Annotated in this window: 10 protein-coding genes and 1 riboswitch; of the genes, 5 read left to right on the top strand and 5 right to left on the bottom strand. The window is 71.7% G+C overall.

Annotated elements, in window-relative coordinates:
* The first annotated feature begins 46 nt into the window (after positions 1-46).
* The 4 genes from FNH08_RS32405 (at position 47) to def (ending at position 4,574) form a co-directional block, all read left to right on the top strand.
* Positions 47-1,381: an HD-GYP domain-containing protein gene (locus FNH08_RS32405; RefSeq protein WP_152775098.1), complete on the top strand. Its 1,335-nt coding sequence runs from the start codon at positions 47-49 to the stop codon at positions 1,379-1,381.
* Complete coding sequence (locus FNH08_RS32400) at positions 1,378-2,664, top strand: HD-GYP domain-containing protein (protein WP_322725867.1); 1,287 nt, start codon at positions 1,378-1,380, stop codon at positions 2,662-2,664. The genes FNH08_RS32405 and FNH08_RS32400 overlap by 4 nt, the downstream gene beginning before the upstream one ends.
* A 136-nt stretch (positions 2,665-2,800) precedes the next feature.
* Complete coding sequence (locus tag FNH08_RS32395; protein WP_322725866.1) at positions 2,801-3,781, top strand: tetratricopeptide repeat protein; 981 nt, start codon at positions 2,801-2,803, stop codon at positions 3,779-3,781.
* A gap of 142 nt (positions 3,782-3,923) precedes the next feature.
* Complete coding sequence (gene def, locus FNH08_RS32390) at positions 3,924-4,574, top strand: peptide deformylase (RefSeq protein WP_152775097.1); 651 nt, start codon at positions 3,924-3,926, stop codon at positions 4,572-4,574.
* 11 nt (positions 4,575-4,585) lie between these two features.
* Here def and FNH08_RS32385 read toward each other — a convergent pair whose 3' ends face one another.
* On the bottom strand, positions 4,586-5,548 hold the full coding sequence (locus tag FNH08_RS32385) for a GlxA family transcriptional regulator (RefSeq protein WP_152775096.1): 963 nt from the start codon (positions 5,546-5,548) through the stop codon (positions 4,586-4,588).
* 93 nt (positions 5,549-5,641) lie between these two features.
* Between FNH08_RS32385 and FNH08_RS32380 the strand changes: the two genes are divergently transcribed.
* Positions 5,642-5,893, top strand: a complete 252-nt coding sequence (locus tag FNH08_RS32380) for a hypothetical protein (RefSeq protein WP_152775095.1) — start codon at positions 5,642-5,644, stop codon at positions 5,891-5,893.
* Here the strand turns inward: FNH08_RS32380 and FNH08_RS32375 are convergent.
* The 4 genes from FNH08_RS32375 to FNH08_RS32360 form a co-directional block, all read right to left on the bottom strand.
* Positions 5,806-6,834 carry a ribonucleotide-diphosphate reductase subunit beta gene (locus tag FNH08_RS32375; protein WP_152775094.1) on the bottom strand — a complete coding sequence of 343 codons (1,029 nt, stop codon included), beginning with the start codon at positions 6,832-6,834 and terminating at the stop codon, positions 5,806-5,808. The genes FNH08_RS32380 and FNH08_RS32375 overlap by 88 nt on opposite strands.
* The gene (locus tag FNH08_RS32370) at positions 6,834-9,236 is read right to left on the bottom strand and encodes a ribonucleoside-diphosphate reductase subunit alpha (RefSeq protein ID WP_407704494.1); all 2,403 of its coding nucleotides are present in this window, start codon (positions 9,234-9,236) and stop codon (positions 6,834-6,836) included. The genes FNH08_RS32375 and FNH08_RS32370 overlap by 1 nt, the downstream gene beginning before the upstream one ends.
* A 123-nt stretch (positions 9,237-9,359) precedes the next feature.
* A riboswitch (cobalamin riboswitch) is annotated at positions 9,360-9,495 on the bottom strand.
* 52 nt (positions 9,496-9,547) lie between these two features.
* Positions 9,548-10,054, bottom strand: coding sequence for a GNAT family N-acetyltransferase (locus tag FNH08_RS32365; RefSeq protein ID WP_152775093.1), 507 nt, complete (start codon positions 10,052-10,054; stop codon positions 9,548-9,550).
* Between the two features lie 68 nt (positions 10,055-10,122).
* Positions 10,123-11,121, bottom strand: a complete 999-nt coding sequence (locus FNH08_RS32360; protein ID WP_322725865.1) for a nucleoside hydrolase — start codon at positions 11,119-11,121, stop codon at positions 10,123-10,125.
* Positions 11,122-11,196: the final 75 nt, after the last annotated feature.

Genomic DNA, 11,196 nt, shown 5'->3' with positions numbered 1-11,196 from the left:
GCCCCGCCCCGCCCTAGGCTCCGGAGCCGGAAAAGGGAGGAGCACGATGGCGTCTGTTCCGGTATGGGCACGTGTGTACGTCGCCTGTGCCGTCGCAGGTGCCCTGGTCTGCCTCGCCCCCGCGCCGGACGTCCACGTCCCGTGGTGGGCGGTGGCGCTGCTCGCGACGCTGTACGCCGGGTGCGAGCAGGCCACCCGGTGCCGTCTGCTCGGGCGCAACGCGCCCAGGGTCATGGGCACGTTCTTCCCCGTCCTCCTGGCCGGGGCCTTCCTGCTGCCGCCCCAGGCCGCCGCGCTCGTGGCGGTCCCGGGTGCGCTCCTCACCCGGGTCGAGCAGCGGCCGCGACGGCTGCGGCGCGTGTGGCGGGCGGCCCGGCTCGGCCTCGCCGTGTGGGCGGCTTCCCGGGTGCACTGGGCGCTGGGCGGCCCGGACGCCGTCGCCGAGCCCGACTTCCCGGACGCGCTGGTGCCGGCGGTCGCCGCCGTCCTCGCGTTCGGCGCGGTCCTGACCGCCCTCGACGGCGGGATCCTGGCGCTGGCCGAGCGGGTGCCGGTCAGGAACGCCTGGCGCGGGCTCTTCCCGCGGACCCTCGCTCCCGCCGCCGTGCACGGCCTCGCCGGACTGATGATGGCGGTGCTGTGGCGCAGCCACTACGGGCCGGTCGCCGCGCTGCTCGTCCTGCTGCCGATGTACGTGTCCGGCTGGGTGTTCACCCAGTACCACCGGGAACGGGCCGCCCACCAGGCCACCATCCGCGCCCTGGTGCAGGCCGTCGACATCAAGGACGGGTACACGCGCGGCCACAGCGAGCGGGTCGGCCAGGCATCCATGATGATCGCCCGTGAACTGGGCATGGACGACGAGCGGGTCGAGGTGCTCCGTTTCGCCGGGATCCTGCACGACGTGGGCAAACTCGGCGTCCCCACCCGGCTGTTGCGCAAGAACGGGCCGCTGACCCCCGAGGAGCGGCGGGTCATCGAGCTGCATCCCGAGTACGGGCACGAGATGGTGCGCGGGATCGGGTTCCTCGGCGAGGCCCGCTCGGCGATCCTGCACCACCACGAGCGGCTGGACGGCAGCGGCTACCCGTACGGACTGACGGGGACTCAGATCCCCGAGTGCGCACGGGTGGTGGCGGTCGCCGACGCCTTCGACGCGATGACGTCGACCCGGTGCTACCGGCGGGCCCGCCCGGTCGCGGTCGCGCTGGAGGAGCTGGAGCGGTGCGCGGGCGCGCACTTCGATCCGCGGATGGTCGAGGCGTTGGTCCGGGCCCTCGGCAGGCACGGCTGGCATCCCGCCGTCACCGCCGACGGCGACGAGCAGCGCGGAAACGTCCCGCCACAGAGCACGCCCCAGCGTGCGGAGGCCGGCTCGTGAGCCACCCGTTCGTCACCCTCGTCCACGGATCCGCCGCCCTCGTCGCCGCCACCTGCCTCGCCCACACCCTCTGGCACGGCCTCACCGAACCCGCGGCGGCGCTCGCCATCGGCCTGCTCGTCGCCGTGGGCGAGCTGTCCCGTTGGCGCGGCGCCGAAGGCCGGGAACGGGCCCCGCTCGGGGCCGCCGGGGCGCTCGCGTACGCGCTGCTCGGGGCGAACGGCGGGGAGCCCACACGGCACGGAGTGGCCCAGGTCGTCACCGTGGTCGTCGCGGCCGCGCTCGCCGGGTGCGTGCCGCACGTGGCCCGGGAGCACGGGTCCACCGCCGACCACCTCGCCCGGCGCGTCCTCACCGTCGCCTTCGCCGCCGTCTGCTTCCAGCCCCTCTACAACCGGGGCGCGTTGCGGGAGTGGAACGGGCCCGCGTACGTGCTGCTCCTCGTCGCACTGCTGGTCCTCGCCGTGCTGTGCGACGCCGTGCTCGCCGCGGTGCTGGCCCGCTCGCGGACCGGCTGGCCGTTCTGCCCGCTGCTGCGGGACGAGCTGCGGGCGCTGCTCGGCATCGGGTCCGCCGTGTGCGCCACCGGTGTGGTGATGTCCCTCGCGGTGGCCGTCGTCGGCCTGTGGGCGCTGCCCGTGTTCTCACTGCCGCTGCTGCTCACCCAGCTCTCCTTCCGCCGGTACGCGGCCGTGCGCGCCACGTACCGGCAGACCATCGCCTCCCTCGCGCGGGCCACCGAGATCGCCGGGTACACCCCCGCGGGCCACGCCCGGCGCGTGGCCGAGCTCAGCCGGGCCGTGGGGCGTGAGCTGGGGTTGTCCGGGCCGGAGCTGACCGTGCTGGAGTACGCGGCCCTGATGCACGACATCGGGCAGCTCTCCCTGGTCGACCCGGTGCCCGCCGGGGCCACTGCCGCCCTGCCCGCCGAGGAACAGCGGCGGATCGCCCTCCTCGGCGGTGCCGTCGTCCGGCAGACCGGGGTGGACGCCCAGGTCGCGGTGGTCGTCGAGCGCCAGGCCGACCCCTACCGGGACCAGCCGGTCAGCGCGCGGATCGTACGGGCCGTGAACGCCTACGAGGAGAAGGCGCGCGACGCCGGGCCGGGCGGGCCGCTGCGCGCGCTGGAGGAACTGCGGCTGGGGACCGCCCGCGACTACCAGCCCGAGGTGGTCGAGTCACTGGCCCGGGTCCTGCTGAACCAGCGGAGCGGCGCAGTTCCCCGTGCCCCTTACGAGGCGTGCTCCGTGCAAGGGTGGGGGAGAGACGGACAGGCGGTCTGACCCGGGCCAAGGCTGGGTAACCCATGGGTAATGAGCGCCCTTCCAGCCGTACGTGGTTGGATGCGAGGGAGAGGGTGTCCGGGGGCACAAGGCCAGCCCACTCCACCGAACGGGACGGAACTGGCAGGCGGGAATCGTGAGGATCTTCGGCAAGGGACGGCACCGGCCCTCCGCCTCCTGGCGGCAGGCCACCGACCGCGCGTTCACGCTGATCGGCGACGGGCGGTACGAGGACGCGGGCGCGCTGTTGACACGTGCCGCGGACCTGGAGCCCTGGTTGTCCGAGTCCTGGTTCAACCTCGCGCTGCTGCACAAGTTCCGGCACGACTGGGAGCAGGCGCGGGCCGCGGGCCTCAGGGCCGTCGCGCTGCTCGACCGGGAGACCGGGGCGCCCGACTGGTGGAACGTGGGCATCGCGGCCACCGCCTTGCAGGACTGGCCTCTGGCCCGGCGGGCCTGGCAGGCGTACGGGCTGCGGGTGCCCGGCGCCCCCGGTGCCTCCGGGGAGCCCGTCGGCATGGACCTGGGCAGCGCGGCCGTGCGGCTGTCGCCGGAAGGCGAGGCCGAGGTCGTGTGGGGGCGCCGCCTCGACCCCGCCCGGATGGAGGTGCTCTCCATCCCGCTGCCGTCCTCCGGCCGCCGCTGGGGCGAGGTCGTCCTGCACGACGGCGTGCCGCACGGCGAGCGCACCACGGCCGCCGGGCACGCGTACCCGGTGTTCGACGAGATCGAGCTGTGGGCGCCCTCGCCGGTGCCCACGTGGGTGGTGCTCCTGGAGGCCGCGACCGAGGCCGACCGGGACGCTCTGGAGCAGCTCGCCGCGGATGCCGGTTTCGCTGCCGAGGACTGGTCGTCCTCCGTGCGGCTGCTGTGCCGGCTGTGTTCGGAGTCGCGGATGCCGGCGGACGAGGGTGACGGTGATCATCTCGATCCGCACGATCACAGTGAGCCGGGGCATCCAGGCCCGCTGGGCCACCGTACGGATGGGCAGCTGTGGGCGCCGGAGCGGGAGTGTGGGATTGCTGCGCCGGCGTCGCTCGTGCGAGGGCTTTTGGACGGGTGGGTTGCGGACAGTCCGGATTCTCGGGACTGGCGGGATCTCGAAGAGGTCTGCTGAGCGCCGTTGTGACTTCTGTCGGTCGGCATCTGCGGGTTGTGTGTGGTTGCTCGCGCAGTTCCCCGCGCCCCTAAAGGGGCGCGGGCCCCCGTACGCTGTACCCGCACCTTTTCTTGAGAACCCAGGAAGGCTTACGTCGGTCATGGCGCAGCAGGACACCGATCAGCAGCACGCGGGCGTGCTCCCCGTGGACGACGAGGGCTTCGTCATCGACACGGAGGACAGCGAGGAGCGCGAGCAGGCCTACCGTGAGCGCGGCGCCTCGCGTCCGATCACCGTCGTAGGGAACCCGGTGCTGCACAAGGAGTGCAAGGACGTCACCGAGTTCGACGACGAGCTCGCGGGGCTGGTGGACGACATGTTCGCCAGCCAGCGCACCGCCGAGGGTGTGGGCCTGGCCGCCAACCAGATCGGCGTCGACCTGAAGGTCTTCGTGTACGACTGCATGGACGACGAGGGCGCCCGGCACGTCGGCGTGGTCTGCAACCCGCGGATCGTCGACCTGCCCGCCGAGAAGCGCCGGCTGGACGACAGCAACGAGGGCTGCCTGTCCGTGCCGACCGCGTACGCGCCGCTCGCCCGCCCCGACTACGCCGAGGTCACCGGGCAGGACGAGAAGGGCAACCCGATCAAGGTGCGGGGCACCGGCTACTTCGCCCGCTGCCTCCAGCACGAGACGGACCACCTGTACGGCTACCTGTACATCGACCGGCTCTCCAAGCGCGAACGCAAGGACGCGCTGCGGCAGATGGCCGAGAACGAGCCGCGGTACCCGGTGGTCCCGAACGACTAGCGCCATAGGCCCTAGGCGGCCTCCGGCCCCCTGAACGTGCGGCGGTAGGCCTGCGGGGTCGTCCCCAGTGACCGTACGAACTGATGACGGAGCGCGGCCGCCGTGCCGAAGCCGGTGCGGCCCGCGATCGCGTCCATCGTCTCGTCCGTCGCCTCCAGCAACCGCTGGGCCAGCAGCACGCGTTGGCGCAGGATCCAGCGGTACGGCGTGGTGCCGGTCTCCTGCTGGAAGCGGCGGGCGAAGGTGCGCGGCGACATGTGGGCGCGGGCGGCGAGCTGCTCCACGGTCACCTCCTCGTCGAGGTGCTCCTCCATCCACACCAGCACCTCGCCGACCGTGTCGCACCGCGACCGCGGCAGGGGCCGCTCGACGTACTGCGCCTGGCCGCCGTCCCGGTGCGGGGGCACCACCATGCGGCGCGCGATGGCGTTGGCGACCTCCGGACCCTGCTCCTTGCGGACCAGGTGGAGGCAGGCGTCGATCCCGGCGGCCGTGCCGGCCGAGGTGATGACCGGGTCCGCGTCCACGTACAGCACATCGGGCTCGACGATCGCCCGAGGATACTGCCGGGCCAGCTCCTGAGCGTGCCGCCAGTGCACCGCGCAGCGCCGCCCGTCCAGCAGCCCCGCCGCGCCCAGCAGGAAGACCCCGGAGCACACGCTCAGCACCCGGGTGCCGCGGTCCGTGGCCCGGCGCAGCGCGTCGAGGAGCTCGGGCGGATACTCCCGCTCCACGTACTTGTCCCCGGCCGGTACGGCGATCAGGTCGGCCTCCTCCAGCCGTTCCAGACCGTGCGAGGTGCCGACCGTGAACCCGGCGTGGGTGCTGAGCGTCGGCCCCTCAGCCGAGGCCACCCCGAAGTCGTACACCGGCAGCCCCTCGTCACTGCGGTCGAGGCCGAACACCTCGCACACGACTCCGAGTTCGAAGGGATGCACCCCGTCGAGCAGGACGGCGGCCACGTTGTTCAACATGGTGCCAGTGTGCCTCGGAAGTGGCAGGAATTCGAGGGCCCGCGGCAGTCCTGCCACTGACGGTAAGGAGCATTCGGCGCCACAGTGGTGTCCATGGATACGACACGCATGGAAGCCCTCACCGGAATGCTCACCGTCCTCGGCATGTTCGTCCTGCTCGTCCTCCCCTCGGCGATCGGAATCGTGCGCGACCGGCGCATCGACCGTCAGCTCAGGGAGGCCGAGCAGGAGAACCGGCGTACGGAGCCGGCGCAGGCTCAGAAGTCCTCGTCGAAGCCGACCGAGCCCTCCACTGCGACCTGGTACGCCGAGGGCCGCCGCTCGAAGAAGTTGGTCAGCTCCTGAACCCCCTGAAGCTCCATGAAGGAGAAGGGGTTCTCGGAGCCGTACACCGGAGCGAAGCCGAGGCGCGCAAGCCGCTGGTCGGCCACGCACTCCAGGTACTGCCGCATCGAGTCGGTGTTCATCCCCGGGAGGCCGTCACCGCACAGGTCGCGCGCGAACTGCAGCTCGGCCTCGACGGCCTCCCGCAGCATGTCCGTCACCTGCTGCTGGAGCTCGTCGTCGAAGAGGTCCGGCTCCTCCTTGCGGACGGTGTCCACGACGTCGAAGGCGAAGCTCATGTGCATCGTCTCGTCGCGGAACACCCAGTTGGTGCCGGTGGCCAGGCCGTGCAGCAGACCCCGGCTGCGGAACCAGTAGACGTACGCGAAGGCGCCGTAGAAGAACAGGCCCTCGATGCACGCGGCGAAGCAGATGAGGTTGAGCAGGAAGCGGCGGCGGTCGGCCCGGGTCTCCAGGCGGTCCAGACTGTCGACCGAGTCCATCCACCTGAAGCAGAACTCGGCCTTCTCACGGATGGAGGGGATGTTCTCGACCGCCGCGAACGCGGCCGCCCTGTCCTCCGGGTCGGGCAGGTAGGTGTCCAGCAGCGTCAGATAGAACTGGACGTGCACGGCCTCCTCGAAGAGCTGCCTGCTCAGGTACAGGCGCGCCTCGGGGGAGTTGATGTGCTTGTACAGCGTCAGCACCAGGTTGTTCGCGACGATCGAGTCGCCCGTCGCGAAGAACGCGACCAGCCGGCCGATGAGGTGCTGCTCGCCCTCTGACAGCTTCGCGAGATCCGTCACGTCCGAGTGGAGGTCCACCTCCTCCACGGTCCAGGTGTTCTTGATGGCGTCCCGGTAGCGCTCGTAGAAGTCCGGGTAGCGCATGGGGCGCAGGGTCAGCTCGAAGCCCGGGTCGAGCAGGTTCTTGGATGTCACAGCCTTGGCTTCGGTGGTCATTACTGGCAGGCCTCGCAGGTCTCGGGGTTTTCCAGGGAGCAGGCCACGGCGTCTTCGGGGGCCGCCTGCTGTGCGGGAACGGTGGCTCGGGCCGCGCGGGCGATGCGGGTCGCCGGGCGGGAGCGCAGGTAGTACGTCGTCTTCAGGCCCGACTTCCAGGCGTACGCGTACATCGAGGAGAGCTTGCCGATGGTCGGCGTCTCCAGGAACAGGTTCAGGGACTGGGACTGGTCCAGGAACGGGGTGCGGGCGGCCGCCATGTCGATCAGGCCGCGCTGTGGGATCTCCCAGGCCGTGCGGTACAGGGCGCGCACGTCCTCCGGGACCCAGGTGAAGTCCTGCACCGAGCCGTTGGACTCGCGCAGCGCCTCACGGGTGCGGGCGTCCCACACACCGAGCCGCTTCAGCTCGTCCACCAGGTACGAGTTGACCTGGAGGAACTCGCCGGACAGCGTCTCGCGCTTGAACAGGTTGGAGACCTGCGGCTCGATGCACTCGTACACGCCCGCGATCGAGGCGATGGTGGCGGTGGGGGCGATCGCGAGGAGGAGCGAGTTGCGCAGACCCGTCGCCGCGATCCGCTCGCGCAGCGCCGACCAGCGCTCCGGCCAGGTCAGCCGCACGTCGTAGTGGTCGGGGTGCAGGACACCCCGGGCGGTACGGGTCTTCTCCCAGGCGGGCAGCGGGCCGCCGCGCTCGGCGAGGTCGGCCGACGCCTCGTACGCGGCGAGCATGATCCGCTCGGCGATACGGGTGGAGAGCTCGCGGGCCGCGGGCGAGTCGAACGGGAGCCGCAGCTTGAAGAAGACGTCCTGGAGACCCATCGCGCCCAGGCCGACGGGTCGCCACCGCGCGTTCGAGCGGCCCGCCTGCTCGGTCGGGTAGAAGTTGATGTCGACGACGCGGTCGAGGAAGGTGACGGCGGTGCGGACGGTGGCGTCGAGCCGCTCCCAGTCGATGTCACGCGTCGTCGTGTCCACGAACGCGCCGAGGTTGAGGGACCCCAGGTTGCAGACCGCCGTCTCCCCGTCGTCCGTGACCTCCAGGATCTCGGTGCACAGGTTCGAGGAGTGGACGACATGGCCGGGCTCGGCCGTCTGGTTGGCGGTGCGGTTGGCCGCGTCCTTGAAGGTCATCCAGCCGTTGCCGGTCTGGGCGAGGGTGCGCATCATGCGGCCGTACAGGTCGCGGGCCGGGATGGTCTTCCTGGCGAGCCCCGCATCCTCCGCCCTGCGATAGGCGGCGTCGAACTCCTCGCCCCACAGGTCGACGAGCTCGGGCACGTCGGAGGGGGAGAAGAGGGACCAGACGCGGTCCTCGTCGACCCGGCGCATGAACTCGTCCGGGATCCAGTGCGCGAGGTTGAGGTTGTGGGTGCGTCGGGCGTCCTCACCCGTGTTGTCCCGCAGCTCCAGGAACTCCTCGATGTCGGAGTGCCAGGTCTCCAGGTAGACCGCGGCGGCGCCCTTGCGCCGGCCGCCCTGGTTCACGGCGGCGACCGAGGCGTCCAGGGTTTTCAGGAACGGGACGATGCCGTTGGAGTGCCCGTTCGTGCCGCGGATCAGCGAACCGCGGGAACGGATGCGGGAGTACGCGATGCCGATGCCGCCCGCGTGCTTCGACAGCCGGGCCACCTGGTGGTAGCGGTCGTAGAGGGAGTCCAGCTCGTCCTTCGGGGAGTCGAGGAGGTAGCAGGACGACATCTGGGCGTGCCGTGTACCGGAGTTGAAGAGCGTGGGGGAGGAGGGCAGGTAGTCGAGGCGGCTCATCAGCCCGTAGAGCGCGGCAACTTCGTCCACGGACCGTTCCGTGTCGCTCTCCGCGAGCCCGGAGGCCACCCGCAGCATGAAGTGCTGGGGCGTCTCGACGACCTTGCGGGTGATCGGGTGCCGGAGCAGATACCTGCTGTGCAGCGTACGCAGCCCGAAGTAGCCGAAGCGGTCGTCGGCGCCGGTGTCCACGAGCGCGTCGAGGCGGGCCGCGTGCAGCTGCACGAACGCGGCGGTGCGGTCGGCGATGAGCCCTTCGCGGTGGCCCACGGCGACGGACTCGGAGAACGACGTGACGCCCTGCGAGGCGGCCTCGGCCGCGATGCCGATCGTCAACAGCCGGGCGGCCAGCTTCGAGTAGGCCGGGTCCTCCGAGATGAGACCGGCCGCCGCCTCGGTGGCCAGATCGCGCAACTCCGCCTCGTCGGCTCGCGCGGACCGGCCGCGCAGCGCGGCGGCGGCGACCCGGCCGGGGTCGGCGTCGGGAAGGTCGGCGGTCAGCTCGGTCAGGGTCCGCAGCAACGCGGCTCCTGGACCGTCGGGCTCCGCTTCAGCCGCCTGGACTGCCGTGGTCGCCTCGATCGCCGCGGTTTCCTCGGTCACTGAAACCGGGTCGGCTGGCGCGATGGTCACGTGGGGCTCTCCCTCGCTCGGCACGGGGGCCTTGCGGAGGGCAGGGGGCAGCACACGAGCGCACGCGGCGTCGCGTCCACCGGCCCATTCCACGAGGCCCGGACGTCAGGCACCCGGACCGGACGGCCGGGCGCACTGTCGGCAGGTCCTCGGACTGGCCATGCGTGTGGACATGGGTAGGTACACACGCAAGTACACCGTTGCGGGACAGTTCCGGATTCGCACCGGATTCCCCTGCGGCGACAGCGAGCATGAGCATACATCTTGTGCCGGGTCGCGGAAGCACCCCCACATCTTGTGTCGCGGTAGTGTCAGAGCGTCAACTCATAGGTGAGGAGCGTGATGTCGTCGAGGTGCGGAATCGGGTTCCAGTCACGGCCGGGGGTACGGGTGAAGCCGAGACGTTCGTAGATCCGGTGGGCCGCGTGCATGGAGCGCTGGGAGGACAGGACGATGCGGACGCAGCCCGGTGTGGCCCGCGCCCGCTCGACGCACGCGCGGGCGAGTGCCTCCCCGACACCCCGCCCGCGGGCCTCGCCGGCCACCGCGAGCGTGCGTATCTCCGCCTCGCCGGGCCGCGCGATGTCGGCCATGGGCCCGCCGGTCGGCACGAAGGTCACTCCGCCGAGCACGCGACCGTCCTCGACGGCCACGAGCACCTCGGCCGCGGCGGCCCGCTTGGCCACGTCGCGCAGTTCGGGGAGGTAAGGGTCGGACTCCCCGTAGTCGAGCACGCCGTCGTCCAGGTACGCCCGCACGGTGATCTCCCCGACGACCTCGAACTCGTCGGGCTTCGCCTGCCTGATCGTGATGTCCATGGTGGGGAGTCTGCCGGAGGGCACCGACAACGGCCCGCGGATTTCCACCGCCCGTGCCCGCCAGGAGTTCAGCCCACCCCCGGCCACCGCGGCAGGGTGGCCACGAAGTCCTTCGTGAAGTCGCGGGTGCCCGGACCGAGGGCTACGCGGCCCGTGAGGATCATGCGGGCGGTGAGGGCGGGGGAGTCGGTGTAGTAGCCGCGCTGGGCCGCCGTGGGCACGAACACGGTCTTGCCGCGGGTGAGTTCGCTCGCGGACTCGACGATGACGGCGCCCTCCGCGACGGTGAGGAACGACTCGTCCGCGCACGCGCCCACGGCGAGCGGATCGTGCAGCGGGCAGGCGTCGCCCCCGCCATGGCGGCGGTAGGCGTCCATGTAGGCCCGCAGCAGGCGGGTGGCCAGCGCGGTGCCCGGGCCCGCCGCATCCAGGGTGGCCAGGTCGGCGGGGCCGAGGAGCCAGTGGTGCGAGGCGTCCAGGTCGACCATGGTGAACGGGATGCCGGAGGAGAGGACCACCTCGGCGGCGTCGGGGTCGGCCCAGATGTTGAACTCGGCGACCGGCGTGATGTTCCCGGGCACCTGCGCGGCGCCGCCCATGAAGACGAACTTCCTGACGCGGTGCGCGAACCCCGGGTCCTCCAGGAGCGCGATCGCCACGTTGGTGAGCGGGCCCGTGGCGCACACCGTGAGCTCGCCCTCGTACTCCCGGGAGAGCCGCAGGAGGGCCCGCGCGGAGGACTCCGGCAGGTGGGCGGCCGTGGAGTCGGGCAGCGTCTCGTTCGTCTCGTTGCCGAGGCCCGCCGGGCCGTGGAAGGCGGACGCGGCCGTGTACGGGAGGCGGGTCAGGGGGCGGCCCGCGCCGCGGTGGACCGGTACGTCGGTGTCGATGCCGAAGGCTCGGGTGAGGGCGCGGGCGTTCAGGTACGTCTGCTCGGCCGGGAGGTTGCCGCCCACGGAGGTGTAGGCCTTCAGGTCCCATCGGCCTGTGCCCAGCAGGTACTGCAGGGCCAGGGCGTCGTCGATGCCCGGGTCGCTGTCGAGGACGATGGGCGGGCGGGCCGTCACGTGTACCTCCGGGTACCAGGGGTGTTTCTGCCAGCCCAGTCGCTGCGGCGGGCTCTGTCAACCGGGCCCCTGACG

This window comes from Streptomyces spongiae (genome assembly GCF_009377185.1).
Classification (GTDB): domain Bacteria; phylum Actinomycetota; class Actinomycetes; order Streptomycetales; family Streptomycetaceae; genus Streptomyces; species Streptomyces spongiae.
This window is presented reverse-complemented; position numbering and strand designations above follow the sequence as displayed.